Here is an 18,575-nt window from a genome sequence, read left to right as displayed (position 1 = left end):
TTTATCTTCAGTATTCTTAAATAAGTTTTTAAAACTACATTACAGTCTACTTACTTACAGCTTATAATGATTGAGTAGCATACGCTCATACACGCGATCTGGCAAAATACCCTTTAGAAAAACGGAGATTTTTTGCATAAAAGCACCGATTTTATAGTGTACTTTGGGGTTTTTCTCCTGCATAATAGCATGAATCGCTTGCGCCATTAACATTGGGTTCTCACCCTCATCTACATGCTCATTCATTAGCTCAAGCGATAAACCGTATGTTTTTCTATAAGGAGAAGTATCTTTTAGAGAAGCATGAAATCTGCCGGCAGCAATATTAGTAGCAAAATCACCTGGTGCAGCATTTACCATTTTAATATTAAATTCTTTCAACTCCATACGCATAGCCTCTGTTGTGAGTCCTAAAGCTCCTTTTGTAGCAGAATAAGCTCCGCGAAAAGGCAGCCCCATATAACCCGCAATTGAAGTGACATTTATTATCATCCCGCTATTCTGGCTACGCATAACTGGCAGAACAGCTTTAATCATGGCGATTGGGCCAAAATAATTAGTATCAAAAACAGATTTTAGTTCGCTTTCAGGAATTTCTTCCATTGGGCCGCTAATTCCTTTACCGGCATTATTAATGAGAAAATCTAACCTGTTCTCTCTCGCAAGTAATTGAGAAACGGCAGTTTCTATGCTGCTTGCATCAGTAACATCTAATTGTAAAAAGTGAACTCCGTTATGTATTTCCTGTTGAGGATTGCGACTTGTGCCGTAGACTTTGTAATCTTTTGTAGCGAGATATTCTGCGACGGCCTTCCCTATTCCTGAAGAAGCCCCTGTGATTAAAACAACTGGTGACATATCTTTAGTTTTGGATACTAAATATGAAGAAAAATGGTTAACAATAAGGCACAAAAAAAGGCAAGCTACCTACATCACACCGCTACGACCATCTACCCTTGCTGCGTTCCCGCCCTGGGGGAATTCGACAGGAGCTGGTTGTGTAGGACTTGCCGGGTGCAAATATAAAGTAAATGAACTGCAAACCCAATGTTTTTTAAACTGAATTTAATTAAATACCTTGGCATAAATTTCTACAATATCATGAAACTATATAAGGCATTAGTCCTCTTTACATTAACGCTCACCCTACTCGCCTGCGGCAACGGTAAAGACCTCAATAAAAACTTTGACATCGTTACAAACCTCAAAAAAAATACAGTAAAAAACGGCGGTGAGGTTGAAATTTCGCTTAAAGCGAAAAAAAATGTAGATATAGATTCTGTGTCTTACTTTATAGATGACAAATACATAAGCAGCTCAACAGATCTATCTTCAGTCACTACAAAAGTAGACGTTGAGCGATTAGGCAAGAAAAGCATACGAGCTCAGGTTTATGCAGGAGATAAAATAGTAAGTATAAACAATACTCTTACTGTGGTTTCTGAAACTGCTCCTAAGTTATACGGCTATGAAATTGTAAATACATATCCGCATGATACAAGTTCGTATACGCAGGGCTTAGAATTTCACAATGGTGTTCTTTATGAAAGTGCCGGGCAACGCGGAGTATCAACGCTGCGCAAAACAGATTTTACCACCGGTAAGATCGAGAAAGAAATTAAACTAGATGATAAATATTTCGCCGAAGGGCTTACCATTTTAAACGACAAATTGTATCAATTAACGTGGCAGTCTAAAATTGGTTTTATTTACGATCTTGACACTTTTGAACAAACCGGAACTTTCGCCTTTAATAAAAGTAAAGAAGGATGGGGACTTTGCAACGACGGTCAGACCATTTACAAATCTGACGGAACTGATAAAATCTGGCTTCTGGACCCAAAAAACCTCTCTGAGCAGGGATATATCGAGATCGTAGACAATAAAACCACGCGCTCAAAGTATAACGAGCTTGAATGGGTGAACGGTAAAATTTATGCAAATACCTATCAAAATGATGGTATTTCTATAATTAACCCAGAAACCGGTGCTATAGAAGCTGTGGTAGATTTAAGACCTCTTAAAAAAGAAGTGCAAAGCGGTCTTGACCCGAATAACGAAGTGCTAAATGGTATTGCTTATAATAAAGACACAGACAAATTATATGTTACTGGCAAACACTGGAACAAACTTTTTGAAATACGCATTGTAGAAAAATAAAAATCTTCAATTACAAACGATCCACTTGAAAATTTATACCACATACACTTTAAGGTTTCTTGTCCTGCTCAGCATAATTGTTCTCTGGAGTTCGTGCCGTAACGATTTTGAAACAACTTTGAGTTCAGGGCAGCTTGAATTTTCAAGGGACACCGTTTATCTGGATACCGTTTTTACAAATATTGGCAGCAGCACCTACACTTTTAAAGTTTACAATCGCAGCGACAACGCAATTTCAATTCCCTCTGTTGGTCTGGCTAAAGGCGAAAGTTCTAACTACCGACTTAATATTGATGGTATACCTGGAAAAGCTTTTGAGAATGTAGAAATTCTGGCAAATGACAGCATTTTTGTTTTTGTAGAAACCACCCTTAATTTTGCCGATTTTCAGGCAGAAAACGCCGATTTTCTTTATACAGACGCGATAAATTTTGATACAGGCATTAATGAGCAAAAAGTAGAACTCGTGACACTGGTTCAGGATGCGATCTTTCTCTATCCACAACGGGATGATGCCGGCATGAAAGAAACTCTAAGTCTGGGACAAGACGGTGAAGGCAACGAGGTTTTAATTGAAGGCTTTTTTCTTGATGATGATGAACTCACTTTTACCGCAGATAAACCTTATGTTATCTATGGCTATGCTGCCGTACCACCAGATAAGACTTTAAATATTGAAGCTGGTGCCAGAGTTCATTTTCATTCTGGTAGCGGTATTATTGTTGCAAACCGCGCAAGCCTGCATGTCAATGGAAGGTTGAGCACAGATAAGGATTTACTGGAGAACGAAGTGATTTTTGAAGGTGACAGGCTAGAGCCAGATTTTAGCGACGTTCCCGGCCAGTGGGGATTATTGTGGCTCACAGATGGCAGCACAAACAACACAATTGCATATGCCACTATCAAAAACGCGACAGTAGGAGTTTTGATGGATTCTAATGACGGCACGCAAAATCCCACTTTAACCATTCGCAACACACAGATATACAACAGTTCTAATATTGGGTTATACGCCAGAACAGGAACTATTTTAGGTGAGAATCTGGTAATCAATAACTCCGGGATCTCATCTCTTTGGCTCGCACTTGGCGGTAGCTATGATTTTACCCACTGCACGTTTGCCAACTATTGGTCACAGGGTTTTAGAAATTATCCAGCTGTACAAATAGACAACTATCTATTAACTGAAGATCAGGCTTTTGTCGCAGATCTCACAGCAGCAAATTTTACAAACTGCATAATTGCCGGGAATCAGGGAGAAGAATTCTCAGTGAACTACAGCGATGAGGCCGCTTTTAATTTTAATTTAAAAAACTGCCTGATCCAGTTTGATGATAATTTTGGCAATTACAGTGATGATCCGCTTTACAATTTCAACAATAGTGTATTGTATGAGAATATCATTTTAAGCGAAAATCCCGATTTTAAAGATCCTGAGAATAATGATTTTAGAATCACAGAAGATTCTGCCGCTAACGGCGAGGGTGATATACAAGCAGCGCAACAAGTTCCATTTGATATTTTAGGCACAGATCGCACAAATAATCCAGATCTTGGTGCTTATGAAAGTGCTACTTTTGAGGACTAAATTCTGGCTATGACACCATCACATAAAAAAGCGCTTTTAAAGCATCTGCATGCAATTTTAGATAATAAGATCGCTGTTGCGAAAGGAAATATTGCTTCAATAGAAGAGTCTCGCGATGGCGAAACCAAAAGCAGCGCCGGCGATAAATATGAAACCGGAAGAGCAATGGCCGAAATCGAACTCGACAATGCAAACCGCCAACTTAACCTCAACCAAAACCTAAAAACCGACCTAAACCGGGTAAAAATCGAGCAGAATAACGAAATATCGGGCTTTGGCAGCCTAATTCTAACCACCTCAGGAAATTATCTTATCGCTATTGGCTTAGGCGAAGTAAAAGTTGAGGGCGATTCTTATTTCTGTATTTCGCCGGGTTCGCCAATTGGCGAAATCTTAGTCGGTAAAAAAGAAGGCGAGAAAGTCTCCTTTAGAGATAAAGAGATCAAAATCGAAAAGATTATTTAACTCACAAATGAGTTTAACTAAGTTTCTCCCAAAAATTTAAGTTGAATCGAAAGCTTAATTATTTCACATAAAAAAACCTCAGAAATTTCTGAGGTTTTTGTTTTTCCGTCATTCTGAAATCATTTCAGAATCACATTATTCTATTTCTTAATTAGATTAGATGCAAACCTGAAATAGATTCAGGTTGACGACTCTTCATTAAACCTAAAACAACACTTCGACAGGCTCAGTGTGACAATTTAGGCTCATAAAGTCTTACATCTTAAAAAGCGGTCTGTCGCCCATCATGTTATTTACTTCTTCTGCGATGTTTTCTAATTTCTCATCGTCTGTATGATTCAAAATAGCAGCATCTATAAAGTCTACCACTTTTTGCATATCGCTTTCTACTAGTCCGCGCGTGGTAATTGCAGCCGTCCCAATACGTATTCCCGAAGTGACAAAAGGAGATTTATCATCAAAAGGAACCATATTCTTATTTACAGTAATATCTGCTTTACCTAAAGCTTCTTCAGCTTCTTTACCGGTGATATCTTTATTACGCAGGTCGATAAGCATCATATGATTATCTGTCCCGCCTGATATAATATCGTATCCTTTTTCTACAAAAGCTTTCGCCATAACAGCCGCATTTTTCTTCACCTGAACGGTGTAATGTAAAAATTCGTCAGTTAACGCTTCACCAAAAGCGATTGCTTTTGCTGCAATAATATGTTCTAATGGCCCACCTTGATTACCTGGGAAGATCCCACTGTCAAGCAAAGAAGACATCATTCTTAGTTTTCCGTTCTTCAGTTTTATACCAAATGGGTTTTCAAAATCTTTCCCCATAATGATCATACCACCACGAGGGCCGCGCAAAGTCTTATGCGTTGTAGTTGTACACACATGACAATGCGGTACAGGATCACCTATCACACCTTTTGCAATTAATCCTGCGGGGTGAGCAATATCTGCCATTAAGATTGCACCTACTTTATCTGCGATTTCGCGAAAGCGTGCATAATCTATCTCTCTGCTATACGCAGAAGCTCCTGCGATGATCATTTTTGGCTTTTCGCGCAAAGCGATCTCCTCTATCTTATCATAATCCAGACGGCCGGTCTCTTTATCTACACCATAAAAAACAGGATTATACAATCTTCCTGAAAAGTTAACCGGTGAACCATGAGTCAGGTGACCGCCATGTGCAAGATCAAAACCAAGAAAAGTCTCGCCCGGTTTCATACACGCGTGAAAAACCGCTGTGTTAGCCTGAGAACCAGAATGTGGCTGCACGTTTATATATTCAGCACCAAAAAGTTCTTTTGCGCGCTCAATAGCAATAGTCTCAACCTCATCTACAATCTCACAACCACCGTAATAACGCTTGCCGGGATAACCCTCTGCATACTTGTTTGTAAGCACAGAACCGGCAGCTTCCATCACCTGTTCACTTACAAAATTTTCTGATGCAATTAACTCTAAACCATTAAGTTGCCTTTGTTTTTCTTCTTCTATTAATTCAAAGATATCAGTATCCCGCTGCATTTTATTAAAGTTTGTTAAATTAGGTTCAAAAGTAATCATAACATTCGGTTAGTACTATTTTAATTCTATATTTGAAACAGAGAATTACTAACATTTTATTAATAATTTATGCCTTCTAAGACTAACGATCCCAAAAGAACAACCTGGCTGGAAACCCCCGAAAATTCAGACTTTCCTATCCAGAATATTCCTTTTGGGGTGTTCTTAACCCGAGATGATATTATAACCATAGGTACGCGAATAGGCGATTTTGCAATCGATTTAGGAGCGCTTCATCAATTGGGTTATTTTGAAGGTATCCCGCTTACAGACGATATTTTTTTACAGGATAGTTTAAATGATTTTATTGCTGACGGTCGCAAAACATGGCGTCTTGTGCGTAATAGGATCTCTACTATTTTTGAAGCTGGCAATGCTAAATTAAGAGATAATGCAGAACATCGCGATCGCGTGATCTTTAGCATGGACGAGATTGAAATGCAGCTTCCTGTGCAAATAGGTGATTACACAGATTTCTACTCAAGTAAAGAACACGCAACAAACGTAGGCACTATTTTTAGAGATCCCGAAAATGCTTTACCTGCAAACTGGTTACATTTACCGGTGGCTTATCACGGTCGTAGCAGTTCTATCATACCTTCAGGAATTCCTGTTCATAGACCACAAGGACAAAAATTACCTAATGGTGCAACTCAGCCTATTTTTGGACCTTCACGATTGGTAGATTTTGAACTTGAAATGGCTTTTATTACCACAGATGCAAATGAGTTGGGACAGCCAATTCCGGTTGATGAAGCCGAAGATTATATTTTTGGCCTTGTACTTTTTAATGATTGGAGTGCGCGTGATATACAACGTTGGGAATATGTGCCTTTAGGGCCATTTCTGGCGAAAAACTTCGCTTCTTCAATGTCGTGCTGGATCGTAACACTAGATGCTCTTGAGCCTTTTAGAGTTGCAGGACCAAAACCTGAAACAGAACTTATGCCTTACCTGCAATACAAAGGCAAAAGAAGTTATGATATAAATCTGGAAGTGGGCATACAACCAGACGGCAAAGCTGAAACTAAAGTAAGCGCATCTAACTTTAAATATCTATACTGGAATATGAGTCAGCAGTTGGCACACCATACAGTTAATGGTTGCCCGGTGAATTCTGGTGATCTTATGGGTAGCGGTACAATCTCAGGACCTACAAAAGATTCTTATGGTTCTATGCTTGAATTAAGCTGGAAAGGTTCTAAACCTGTGAAACTTGATGAAGGTGGTGACCGTAAGTTTATAGAAGATAATGACACTGTAACCATGCGCGGATGGTGCGAGAAAAATGGTTATGCAAGAATAGGTTTTGGTGAAGTAAGCACAAAGTTATTACCTGTCTTTGAACCGAAGAAAAAGTAATCCCCCTCTGCCTTTCAGGCATCTCCCCCAAAGGGGGAGAAGAAGATATGATATTGTTCCCTCCCAATGGGAGGGGAATAATATCTCAATTTTATAGCTGTAAGCTTTGCATTTTCCCCTTTGGGGAAATGCCCGCAGGGCAAGGGGCTTTACCAGTTAATAACTGCGCTCGCCCACGTAAAACCGCTACCAAAAGCTGCCAGAACTACTGTATCTCCTTCTTTAATTTTGCCTTCTTCCCATGCTTCAGTTAGGGCGATGGGTATAGATGCTGCAGTGGTATTACCGTATTTCTGAATATTGTTAAAAACCTGATCATCGCTCAATTTAAACTGGCGTTGAACAAATTGTGAGATACGTAAATTAGCCTGATGTGGTATCAGCATATCGATATCTTTCGCCGTAAGGCCATTTTTCTCAAGTCCTTCATTAATAACTTCAGCAAAACGCACAACAGCATTCTTAAAGACAAATTGCCCATTCATATAAGGATAATATGGGATATCTTCCTGCGGATTTTTTTCTATAATCTCCGGCACCCACATTTCTGTGCTGGGACCACGTAATGAAAGTTCAAGCGCATGCTCACCCTCACTATGTAAATGTGTAGACAGAATTCCTTTTGTGTTATCTTCTTCACGAGTAAGAACTGCCGCTCCTGCCCCATCACCAAAAATAACCGAAACTCCACGACCACGAGTTGTCATATCAAGACCGCCACTGTGATTTTCAGAACCTATAACAAGAATATTTTTATACATCCCCGTTTTTATAAACTGATCTGCAGTAGAAAGCGCATATACAAAACCGCTACATTGATTACGAACGTCAAGTGCAGGAACTGTGCGCATCCCTAAAATTTGTTGTATTTGAACACCACAACCAGGAAAATAATAATCTGGACTTAGCGTAGCAAAAACTACCATATCTATGTCTTGTGCGGTGATTTTTGCCCTTTCTAAGGCGATTTTTGCCGCTTTTGCACCCATTGTTGCGGTGCTGTTGCCATCACCCTTCTTAATATGACGTCTTTCTTTAATCCCGGTACGCTCCTGTATCCAGGCATCATTAGTATCCATCACTTTTGCAAGGTCGTCATTTGTGACAACATTTTCCGGAACATAAGCCCCCAGACCGGCTATACGAGAATTATACATATTTCAATTATAGTCTTATCAAATTAACATCACCAGAATTTCAGGTGAACTAAAGTGGGGTAAGATACAGATTCCGCAAATTTTTAACGCTTTTCTATCGGCGATTTTATATGCATGCATAGCATTTGTTTCCCTCCATTAATAGCTTTTGCTTAAATTCACTTCAAACAAGTCTGTTATGAAAAAACTACTCCTTCTTCTTGCCTTTCTTTCTTTTACCACTTGTCTTATTGCTCAGGTAAACCTTGATTATCAAAAACCTCCTAAAGAAATACTCGATCTGGTAGATGTACCCCGCGCTCCTACTGTTGTTATGAATACCGAGGGAAATAAAATGCTGCTGCTTTATCGAGACAGCTACAAAACCATCGCAGAACTCTCTGAAGAAGAACTACGTCTGGGGGGTTTGCGCATAAACCCTAAAACAAATATTGGCAGCCGCACAACGTACTACAACAATGTTGAGATTAAAGGTGTAGATGATAAAGAAGCTACCGCTGTGACCGGAATTCCTGATAATCCCAGATTGAGTAATTTCAGTTGGTCACCAGATGAAACAAAAATGGCTTTTACAAACACGGTTGATACCGGCGTGGAAGTTTGGATTCTTGATATCGCTTCCGCGAAAGCGAATAAGGTTTCAGACGCTAAAGTAAACGGAAACATGGGTAATCCCATCAGCTGGTTTAAAGACGGCAATAGTCTCTTAGTAAATATGCTCCCCGCAACCCGAAAAGAATTGATAAATACAGATGAAGCTGTACCTACCGGACCGACCATTTCGGTTAGCACCGGGTCGAAAGCGCAAAACAGAACTTACCAGGATCTACTTAAAAACCCCAATGATGCTTTCAATTTTGAGCAATTAGCTACTTCGTCATTACATAAAATAAATCTGGATGGCAGCGAAAGCGAATGGTTAAAAGCAGATATGTATAGCGATGTTGATTTTTCGCCAGACGGCAATTATGTTATGGTTACCGCAATAGGAAAACCATTTTCTTATCTGGTACCCTACTATCGCTTTCCCGAAACTACAACCATTTACAGTAAAGAAGGCAAAATAATAAAAACCGTAAACGAAATACCTCTTATTGAAGAGTTGCCCAAAGGTTTTATGGCGACACAAACCGGTAAACGCAGCATGCGCTGGCGAGCAGATAAACCCGCCACGCTCGTTTGGGTAGAAGCTCTTGATAAAGGTGATCCTGAAGTAGAAGTGCCTTATCGCGATCAGGTTTTTGAACAAAAAGCACCGTTTTCTGCCGCTTCTAAGCCGATTTTTAAAACGATTAATCGGTTTGCGGGAATAATTTGGGGTGATGATGACACCGCAATTGCTTATGACCGCTGGTGGAATACAAGAAACACAAAAAGCTATCTAATAGATCCTTCAAAAGAAAATGGAGAAGCTGTGGTTATTAATGACCGTAATTACCAGGATGTGTACAGCGATCCCGGAAATTTTGTCACTAAAGAAAATAAGTATGGTGAGAATGTTTTAGAACTCGATGGTGATAAAGCATACCTCATAGGTGACGGTTACAGTGAGAAAGGGCAGTTCCCTTTTATTGACGAAGTCGATCTAAAATCTAAAGCAACCAAACGCATTTATGAGTCTGAATACACAGATAAGCTTGAGAACTTACAGGAAGCCATTGATATGGAAAAGGGTGAAATTTTAGTTCGCATAGAAGCCCCTACAGAATATCCAAATTATTACATACGTAATATTAAAACTGACAAACTAAAGCAAATTACCTTTTTTGAAAATCCGTTTAAAAGTATACAGGATGTGCATAAAGAAGTTATTACCTACAAACGTGATGACGGACTGGAACTTTCTGGCACCTTATATCTTCCCGTAGGTTATGACATGAAAAAGAAAGAGAAAAAACCAATGATCTTGTGGGCTTATCCCCGTGAATATAAAGACAAGAACAGCGCTTCACAAAACACGAATAATCCTAACGAATTTACATACCCGTACTATGGTTCTATGGTATACTGGGTAGCGCGTGGCTATGTTGTACTTGATGATGCGTCTTTCCCCATCGTGGGCGTAGGTGATACAGAACCTAATGATACTTTTATAAAACAGCTTGTAGCTAACGGAAAAGCGGCTATAGACGCGGTAGATTCCCTAGGTTATATTGACCGAAATCGTGTTGCTGTTGGCGGCCATTCTTACGGAGCCTTTATGACTGCCAATCTGCTTTCCCATTCAAATCTTTTTGCTGCAGGTATTGCGCGTAGTGGGGCTTACAACCGTACATTAACTCCTTTTGGTTTTCAAAGTGAGGAGCGAAGTTATTGGGAAGCACCAGAGATCTATTATGAAATGTCGCCTTTTATGCATGCAGACGAGATGAAAACTCCGTTACTTATGATTCATGGTGTGGCTGATAATAATTCAGGTACCTATCCGCTGCAAAGTGAGCGCTATTTTAATGCTTTAAAAGGTTTAGGAGCAACCGCCAGACTTGTTATGTTGCCAAAAGAAAGTCATGGTTACAGCGCAAAAGAGTCTATACTCCACATGCTTTGGGAGCAGGATCAATGGCTAGAGAAGTATGTCAAGAATAGAGACACGGGCGCCATAAAAAAAGAAGAAGAATTAAAAGATTAAGACCTAGATGTTAAAACTAAACAGTTACATTTTAATTGTCCTGCTACTTACAGGCCTAAATTCCTTTGGTCAAAAGAATATTTCGCAGGCCACTGCTGAAGCTTTGAGGCAATATTACCAAACTCGTTTTGACAGCGTGGCTCGCCAACTTAATTACAAAGGCGGTGACCAGATTAAAGTATACACGAAATTTAAAGTTAATGAAAATGGCAACCTTGTAGATATAGAAGCTCGCGGCCCTCATACTGTTTTTGAGACAGAAGCCATTAGAGTTCTTAAACAGGTAAAACTTGATACAATGAACTTTGGTTCTTCCGGCAAGAGTCACCTTTTTGCAATGCCTATTATATTTAAAATTGAAACAGCACAAGAAAAAAAGAGAAGATTACGTAAAGAAGCTAAAGCAAAATTGAGAAACGATTAAAAGATGTAATTACAGACCATTTATTTGCTCCTGAATACTAAGAGTGAATAATGCCTTTATAGAACATTATGATCTTAATAACACGTTAATCTTTCGAAATATATTAAGTTTACCCTAAAATTTGATTAAGAAATTCTAAATGAAACTTTCTAATATACGACTAGAGGTAATGCAAACCATTGAGAAATCAATGGGTGAATTACTTGAAAAATACCTCAAGCCAATAGATACAAACTGGCAACCTGCAGATCTATTACCAGATCCCACAAATCCTGAATTCTCTGAAGATGTAAAAGAAATACAAGAACTTGCCAGAGAGATGAATTATGATCTCTTTACTGTTCTTGTAGGTGATACAATTACAGAAGAAGCACTTCCCACTTATGAGTCATGGCTTATGGGTGTTAAAGGCATTGACCAAATTGAGGGAAATGGCTGGGCACAATGGGTACGCTCATGGACTGCTGAAGAAAATCGCCACGGAGATCTTCTTAACAAATATCTTTATCTATCTGGTCGCGTGAATATGCGCGAGATGGAAGTATCAACACAGTACCTTATAAGTGATGGTTTTGACATACAAACAGGAGCAGATCCTTACAGAAACTTTATATATACCAGTTTTCAGGAGTTAGCAACAAATGTTTCTCACAGACGTGTGGCCTCTTTCTCCAGAAAAGCAGGTAATAAAAAACTGGCAAAGATCTGTAATACAATTGCAGGTGATGAAGCTCGTCATGCTACAGCTTATATGGATTTTGTACGTCGTATTTTTGAACTTGATCCTAGCGAAATGATGCTGGCTTTTGAAGATATGATGAAAAAGAAAATCGTTATGCCGGCCATGTTTTTGCGTGAATCTGGAATGCAGGTAGGGCAACTGTGGTCTCACTTTTCTGATGCCGCACAGCGATCTATGGTTTATACAACGCAGGATTATATCACGATAATGACATCTTTGCTTGAAGATTGGAAAATAGATGAAATGCGCGATCTTAATGGTCAGGCAGAAAAAGCCAGAGATTATTTAATGGCACTTCCTTCAAGACTTGAGCGTATATCAGAACGTATCGCCATACCAGACAGACAACATAATTTTAAGTGGATCGCCACTTAAAATTATCTCTATAAATACTAAAAAGCGCCTGCCAGTCTAAATAATTAGAAAAGTAAGGCGCTTTTTTTATCACCTAATTTAAGCACACACCACAATGAAATATAAAGTAGCAATAAATAATATTAAAACTGTAAATGAATTACCAGATTACTGGGCCGTAGATGATTATAAAAATTTACTAAATGCCTTTGATGTACAGGATACTGCAGAGCTTAAGGATAGCGAACTCAAAGAATATCTCTTTCTGGCTATTAATGATTTTGATCCACAAGAAGCTGCCACGATTGTCTTAACCTACAAGCTTTCTGACTTTTTAAATACCGGTCAAATTGATCAATTATCTCATGATATGCTTAAGGAGAAAGTAGCTGAAGAATACAGTGATATTGCCCTGCACGAAGATCTATTCAGTATAAATCAGTTTTTGTTTAAAGCTTACAACGGTAAGTTTCCAGATACAAAAGCAAGTATAATGTCGTGCAGTATTGAACCTTTAAAAAGTAACGTTGACACGAAATTGACCAAAGAAAATGCCCTAAAAGCATTAAGTAACTCATTAGATGAGCACCATATCATCAAGCGCCTCTTTGATGAACAACTTGCCGGCAAGAAAGAATTTAATTCGGCTGAAAATATTATCTGGCAATTAACCCCAAAAAACGCTTCAGATTACGAAATAATCACATCAGACTATTGGCTAAGCAAAGATGATTTTATGGAATATGAATTTGAAGCCACCGTTATTCCGCATTCAGAAGATTAAAATTTCTTATCAAATCCCGCTTAGCGGGTAAATTATTAATTTACAATACTTTATGTATTTATGATGGAGTCCGTTGAAGAATCCCTACCTTTGCCGGCTTATACACATATATGACGTTTAAAGAATTAGAAATCAATGAACCTATCCTAAGAGCACTTACTGCAAAAGGATATACCCACCCTACCCCTATTCAAGCCCAATCAATACCCATATTATTAAAAGGAAGAGATTTACTAGGTTGTGCCCAGACAGGGACGGGAAAAACCGCAGCATTTACAATACCCATACTTCAAAATATTTATAATGAAATAGGCTCTGGTAAAGGTGGCCGTAAGATTAAAGCACTTATCGTAACACCTACGCGAGAACTTGCCATACAAATAGCAGATAATGTAACTGAATACAGCACGTACACTGGTATAAAGAATACAGTAATATTTGGCGGAGTAAAACAAGCTTCACAAGTAAGAGAACTTCGCAGAGGCGTAGATGTGCTCGTTGCAACACCGGGCCGTCTTCTTGATTTAATGAATCAAGGTTTAATAAGCCTTAGAGACATACAGTATTTTGTGCTTGATGAAGCAGATCAAATGCTGGACATGGGCTTTATTCATGACATAAAAAAAATACTGACTAAACTTCCAAAGAAAAGACAATCACTATTTTTCTCTGCAACGATGCCCGCAGCGATCACAGAACTTTCAGGAAAGATTCTTGGTAATCCTGAAAAAGTAACGATTGCTCCAAAGCAGGCAACTGCAGAAAAAGTTGATCAGGCAGTATATTTCGTTACAAAACCCAGCAAACCCAAGCTGCTTATTCACCTCATAGAAACAGAAAAACCAGATTCTTTACTAGTTTTCTCACGTACTAAACACGGGGCAAATAAAATCGTAAAAATTCTTTCTCAGGCAGGTATCACTTCTGCTGCGATACATGGAAATAAATCTCAACTACAGCGTCAAAAAGCATTAAATGCTTTTAAAGACGGCAAACTTAAAGTTCTTATTGCGACAGATATTGCTGCGCGTGGTATAGATGTAGAAGAGTTAGAACTGGTTGTTAATTATGATCTTCCTAATGTATCTGAAACTTATGTGCATAGAATAGGACGTACAGGTCGTGCAAAAGCAAGTGGTACAGCATTATCATTTTGCGATAGAGAAGAACGCGCATACCTTAAGGATATTCAAAAACTGATCAATCAAAAGATTCCGGTTATAGAAGATCATCCTTTTATCAACGATACTAACGAAGGATCTCCCAGAAATCCCAGACCAAAACAAAATTCGAATAGAGGTCCACGACCTGCAAAAACAGCTACTTCTGGCGGGAATAGAAATAGCAACTCCTCGAGCAGCCGCAAAAGAAGAGGCACTTTTTCTTCTAAACGTAGTTAGTTGTAAATAAAAATCACATGTAAGGCCCGCTTAGTTGCTAAGCGGGCTTTATTATTTGTACAATCTTGTAATTAATAAGCTTTAGTTAAAACCTTGTGCTATTATCACACGCTCAATAACTTTAGAAAATATTAAAAATTCTAATCTGATGGAAAAATGGTTCACAGCTTCGCCACAATCTCTAATTGCAATCTGCCTTAGTGCAATAGGAATTTATGCTGCGGTAATTATATATACGCGTATAGCCGGAAAACGTAGTTTTTCAAAAATGTCTAGTTTTGACTTTGCTATGACTGTTGCGGTAGGTTCTATTATCGCCTCTACCCTTTTATCATCTTCAGTAAGCCTTTTACAGGGAGCCGTAGGGCTGGCAGCAGTTTATGTATTACAAATTTCTGCCGCGATTTTGCGTCGTTACAAACCTTTTCAAAAAGCTATTGACAATCAGCCTTTATTGCTCATGAGAGGCAATACTATACTTGATGATAACCTGAGAAAAGCCCGGGTTACTGAGGGGGATCTTCGGTCAAAATTAAGAGAAGCAAATGTTCTGGAATTATCTCAGGTTAAAGCTGTCATATTTGAAGCTACCGGCGACATCTCAGTACTTCACACTTCTGATGACTCGGTTGAATTAGAAGATTGGCTTATGACAGACGTTAAGGATTATTGATGTTTTAAATTAACCTAAACCCTTAAAATTTTCTCAACGCTTGTTAATCTTCCATAATAATAATCTAAACTCTTCTTAAACAGTATCAACCTCAAACATATTGTAGATAATTTTACATTAAAACTATACGCAATATGTCTACCACCATATCAACACCACTAAAGAAGAATAAAATCACAGATACTAATTCAACTCAGGATATAAAAGCTGAGTTTAATACTTATATTTTAGAAAACAATCACCCATGTGTCATGGCTCAGACTGTGTTTAGTATGGACCATGTAGATTTTCATGTGTATGAGAATTTTGGCTCTAAAAATACAGCTATAAAGATTCTTCATGATCTGAATCAATATATTGCTAATTACGATTTCAGCTCTAACGATTTTCACACATTTATAGCGGTTTTTAAGGGTAGAAAGTCGTTTTCTGAAGAGCAATTTGAGGATTTATTATGGAAACAACTTCAGTTTTTACATGAGGTTGATGACAAACCCTGGGACTCAACTGTAAGTAATGATCCTAACGATCCTGATTTCAGTTTCAGCCTTGGCGGAAGAGCATTTTATATGGTAGGTCTGCATCCTAATAGTTCACGTATGGCAAGACAAAGCCCATACCCTGCGATGGCTTTTAACCTGCACTGGCAATTTGAAAAACTTAGAGAGATGGGAGCTTATCACAATGTACGCGACAAGATACGCGAGCGTGATGAACAACTTCAGGGAAGCATAAATCCTATGTTAAGAGACTTTGGTAAAAGCAGCGAAACAAAACAATATAGCGGTAGAAAAGTTGGAAATGAATGGAAATGTCCGTTTCTTTCAGGAAAGATGTAAACATGTACCAACCTAAAAAGTACCGGAAAAATGATTCTGCGTATTTTAAAGACTTTATAGCTGCTCATCCTTTTGCAACGCTTGTCATACAGGGTGAACGACTATTGGCAACACATATTCCCATTTTAATAGATTATTCTAAGCAAGATCTCACGCTCTTTGGTCATATTGCAAATCATAATGAGATATTTAGTTTTTTAAAGAATGACACCGATGTGCTTTTAATTTTTGAAGGTGCTCAAGGTTATGTCTCTTCTTCCTGGTATAAAGAGAAAGATATAAGTACCTGGGATTATTCTGCGGTTCACGTAAACGCTAAAATACGTTTACAAACTTCCTACGAACTTGAATGTTGTTTAGAAAAACTGGTAAATCATTTCGAAAAGAAACAAGAAAATCCACTTTTTTATAATGAAATTCCTAGCGATATGCTAAAAGAGCACCTACCTCTAATTACAGGTTTCTGGTGCGAGCCTTTTAAAATTGAAGGTGTCGCAAAATTACATCAGAGCTATGCTGAAGAAGATGTGCAATCAAGTATAGAGCATCTCTCAAAATGCCCGGCTACAGTTCAATTGAGCAAAGACATAAAAAAAGAACATGACAGAAGTAATACATAAACAAACAGGTAAAGCCTTTACGCTTAAAAAGGGGCAAAAATTAAAAGTAATAGACCCACAGGGAGAGCAGGTAAGTGACATGGTTCTATTTAATGCGACAGATACCAGAGAGAAAATTTCCAGTGGAAAAACTCTGGATTTTGAAGAAAGTATTTTAATCACGAAAGAAAACTTTCTTTGGAGCAACCGCAGTAATAAAATGATGAAAATACTGGAAGACACAAATGGCCGCAACGATTTCCTTCTGGCTCCGTGTAGCCCTGAGACTTTTCAAATCATGTACAACAACCCGGATTATCATCCCAGTTGTTTTGAAAATCTCTACACAAATCTTGCTGCCTTTGGTATAGAACCAGACGATGTACCCACAGCATTTAATATCTTTATGAATGTGCAATTTGATGCTAAAGGAAAACTAAGCGTTGACCCACCATTAAGTAGAGCCGGCGATTATGTTCTGTTTGAAGCTCAAATGGACTTAATTGTTGCACTTACCGCATGCTCTGCAGAAGATAGTAATGGCGGAAGTTTTAAACCTATACATTTTGAGATCATCGACTAATAAAAAATCCCACCTGAAAAGTGGGATTTTTAATGCTTTTTACCCGATTTTACTCATTGTAGGAAACCCGATAAATTATTCCGTTCATATCATCTGAAAATAAAATGGAACCATCCTGTAGTTCTATAAGACCTACCGGGCGACCAAATTTCTTTGTTCCATCATCAGTTACAAATCCGCTGATGAAATCTTCAGAACCTGAGGGTTTTCCATTTTCAAAATTAAGTTTCATAATATTATAACCTGAAGGCTCTGCTCTGTTCCAGGAGCCGTGAAAAGTGATTAAAGCGCTTCCCTTAAACTCATCAGGAAACATATCTCCTTTGTAAAATTTCATATTCATGGGCGCACTATGTGCTTCAAACAACATAACAGGTTTAGTAGTCTTTTCGGCATATTCTGCCCATGTCATTTTAGGCGGCTCATCGCCCTTGTTGTATTTACCATCAGCATAGATATATGGCCAGCCATAATCATTTCCTTCAGCAATAAGATTAAGTTCTTCTTTTTGCTCATCATCACCCAGCCAGTCTATACCATGGTCCATAGCATAAAGTTCTCCATTTTCATTCCAGTCATAACCTATTGTGTTCCTTAAACCTTTTGCATAAATAGTTCTTTTACTTCCATCTGGAGTAACTCTTACAAATGTGGCGTTCTCATCACGTGTCTCTTTACAGGCATTACAGGTACTTCCTACAGAAATATAAAGCATCCCGTCTGGACCAAAAGCCAGCGTACGATTAGGATGCTGCCCGCCGTCTGGTAGATCTTTAACTATTTGCTCTAGTTCACCTATTGTACCGTCATCATTAATTGCGCCTTTAAAAACATCATTAACCGTTATCAAATACAGCGTGTCATTATTAATAGCAAGACCATGAGCGCCCTCTTTTGGGATTACGGTTTGTTGCTTATCTGCTTTACCATCATTATTAGTATCCTGAAGCATAAGCACCTTGTCTGGTCTTACAGTTAGGTAAACTACACCATCATCACTTGCTGCCATCATTCTGGCCTCACCCAGGTTTTCGGCAAATTTTGAGATTTTAAAACCAGATGGCATTTTGAGCTGATTGATGAGTTCATCTGTTGCATCAACTTGTTGAGGTTTATAAATATGTCCCGAAATGGTATCTGTAATGACAGCTTTCTTTGTTTCAACGCTCTGGGCGCTCGTGAGCCATCCCGCCAAAAGAGATAAGCAAATTATAATTTTTTTCATAGTAGTTTGATTTTGTTGGTTT

Annotated in this window: 17 protein-coding genes and 1 other RNA gene; 13 read left to right on the top strand and 5 right to left on the bottom strand. The window is 38.5% G+C overall.

Going from position 1 to position 18,575, the window contains the following annotated elements; all coding sequences use genetic code 11:
- Positions 1–54: 54 nt before the first annotated feature.
- Complete coding sequence (locus ACH3O9_RS12655) at positions 55–858, bottom strand: SDR family oxidoreductase (protein WP_416440979.1); 804 nt, start codon at positions 856–858, stop codon at positions 55–57.
- Positions 859–913: 55 nt separating this feature from the next.
- An RNA gene (gene ffs / locus ACH3O9_RS12650) (signal recognition particle sRNA small type) lies at positions 914–1,013 on the bottom strand.
- Between the two features lie 88 nt (positions 1,014–1,101).
- On the opposite strand from ffs, the gene ACH3O9_RS12645 reads away from it, so the two are divergent.
- Genes ACH3O9_RS12645 through ACH3O9_RS12635 form a run of 3 tightly spaced genes read left to right on the top strand, consistent with a single transcriptional unit; the run spans position 1,102 to position 4,213 of the window.
- Positions 1,102–2,160, top strand: coding sequence for a glutaminyl-peptide cyclotransferase (locus ACH3O9_RS12645; RefSeq protein ID WP_416440977.1), 1,059 nt, complete (start codon positions 1,102–1,104; stop codon positions 2,158–2,160).
- A gap of 25 nt (positions 2,161–2,185) precedes the next feature.
- Positions 2,186–3,748, top strand: a complete 1,563-nt coding sequence (locus tag ACH3O9_RS12640) for a hypothetical protein (RefSeq protein WP_416440975.1) — start codon at positions 2,186–2,188, stop codon at positions 3,746–3,748.
- A gap of 9 nt (positions 3,749–3,757) precedes the next feature.
- Positions 3,758–4,213: a 3-oxoacyl-ACP synthase gene (locus ACH3O9_RS12635; RefSeq protein WP_416440973.1), complete on the top strand. Its 456-nt coding sequence runs from the start codon at positions 3,758–3,760 to the stop codon at positions 4,211–4,213.
- Positions 4,214–4,468: 255 nt separating this feature from the next.
- Here ACH3O9_RS12635 and glyA read toward each other — a convergent pair whose 3' ends face one another.
- Positions 4,469–5,743 (bottom strand): serine hydroxymethyltransferase, encoded by a 1,275-nt coding sequence (gene glyA, locus ACH3O9_RS12630; protein WP_416446690.1) that lies wholly within the window; start codon positions 5,741–5,743, stop codon positions 4,469–4,471.
- Between the two features lie 108 nt (positions 5,744–5,851).
- On the opposite strand from glyA, the gene fahA reads away from it, so the two are divergent.
- Complete coding sequence (fahA, locus tag ACH3O9_RS12625; RefSeq protein WP_416440971.1) at positions 5,852–7,144, top strand: fumarylacetoacetase; 1,293 nt, start codon at positions 5,852–5,854, stop codon at positions 7,142–7,144.
- A 149-nt stretch (positions 7,145–7,293) separates the two neighbouring features.
- Here the strand turns inward: fahA and ACH3O9_RS12620 are convergent, their stop codons facing one another.
- Positions 7,294–8,301 carry a 3-oxoacyl-ACP synthase III family protein gene (locus ACH3O9_RS12620; RefSeq protein ID WP_416440969.1) on the bottom strand — a complete coding sequence of 336 codons (1,008 nt, stop codon included), beginning with the start codon at positions 8,299–8,301 and terminating at the stop codon, positions 7,294–7,296.
- 178 nt (positions 8,302–8,479) lie between these two features.
- Here ACH3O9_RS12620 and ACH3O9_RS12615 point away from each other — a divergent pair, with 178 nt between their 5' ends.
- The 9 genes from ACH3O9_RS12615 (at position 8,480) to ACH3O9_RS12575 (ending at position 17,328) form a co-directional block, all read left to right on the top strand.
- Positions 8,480–10,930, top strand: a complete 2,451-nt coding sequence (locus tag ACH3O9_RS12615) for a prolyl oligopeptidase family serine peptidase (RefSeq protein WP_416440967.1) — start codon at positions 8,480–8,482, stop codon at positions 10,928–10,930.
- 7 nt (positions 10,931–10,937) lie between these two features.
- Positions 10,938–11,354, top strand: coding sequence for an energy transducer TonB (locus ACH3O9_RS12610; RefSeq protein WP_416440965.1), 417 nt, complete (start codon positions 10,938–10,940; stop codon positions 11,352–11,354).
- Between the two features lie 139 nt (positions 11,355–11,493).
- Complete coding sequence (locus tag ACH3O9_RS12605; RefSeq protein WP_416440963.1) at positions 11,494–12,471, top strand: acyl-ACP desaturase; 978 nt, start codon at positions 11,494–11,496, stop codon at positions 12,469–12,471.
- A gap of 94 nt (positions 12,472–12,565) precedes the next feature.
- Positions 12,566–13,234, top strand: coding sequence for a hypothetical protein (locus ACH3O9_RS12600; RefSeq protein WP_416440961.1), 669 nt, complete (start codon positions 12,566–12,568; stop codon positions 13,232–13,234).
- A gap of 110 nt (positions 13,235–13,344) precedes the next feature.
- Positions 13,345–14,634, top strand: a complete 1,290-nt coding sequence (locus ACH3O9_RS12595; RefSeq protein ID WP_416440959.1) for a DEAD/DEAH box helicase — start codon at positions 13,345–13,347, stop codon at positions 14,632–14,634.
- 148 nt (positions 14,635–14,782) lie between these two features.
- Positions 14,783–15,307, top strand: a complete 525-nt coding sequence (locus ACH3O9_RS12590; protein ID WP_416440957.1) for a DUF421 domain-containing protein — start codon at positions 14,783–14,785, stop codon at positions 15,305–15,307.
- Between the two features lie 134 nt (positions 15,308–15,441).
- Complete coding sequence (gene gntA / locus ACH3O9_RS12585) at positions 15,442–16,146, top strand: guanitoxin biosynthesis heme-dependent pre-guanitoxin N-hydroxylase GntA (protein WP_416440955.1); 705 nt, start codon at positions 15,442–15,444, stop codon at positions 16,144–16,146.
- A gap of 2 nt (positions 16,147–16,148) precedes the next feature.
- Positions 16,149–16,766 (top strand): FMN-binding negative transcriptional regulator, encoded by a 618-nt coding sequence (locus ACH3O9_RS12580; protein WP_416440953.1) that lies wholly within the window; start codon positions 16,149–16,151, stop codon positions 16,764–16,766.
- Complete coding sequence (locus ACH3O9_RS12575) at positions 16,747–17,328, top strand: DUF1989 domain-containing protein (protein ID WP_416440951.1); 582 nt, start codon at positions 16,747–16,749, stop codon at positions 17,326–17,328. The genes ACH3O9_RS12580 and ACH3O9_RS12575 overlap by 20 nt, the downstream gene beginning before the upstream one ends.
- Positions 17,329–17,377: 49 nt before the next feature.
- On the opposite strand, the gene ACH3O9_RS12570 is transcribed toward ACH3O9_RS12575, so the two are convergent.
- A complete protein-coding gene (locus ACH3O9_RS12570) occupies positions 17,378–18,553 on the bottom strand; it encodes a PQQ-dependent sugar dehydrogenase (RefSeq protein WP_416440949.1) in 1,176 nt (391 codons plus the stop codon).
- Positions 18,554–18,575 lie beyond the last annotated feature (22 nt).

The organism is Leeuwenhoekiella sp. A16 (assembly GCF_047946675.1).
In the GTDB taxonomy this organism is placed as follows: Bacteria; Bacteroidota; Bacteroidia; order Flavobacteriales; family Flavobacteriaceae; genus Leeuwenhoekiella.
The sequence above is the reverse complement of the archived record's forward strand: the minus strand, read 5'-3'. Positions and strand labels throughout refer to the sequence as shown.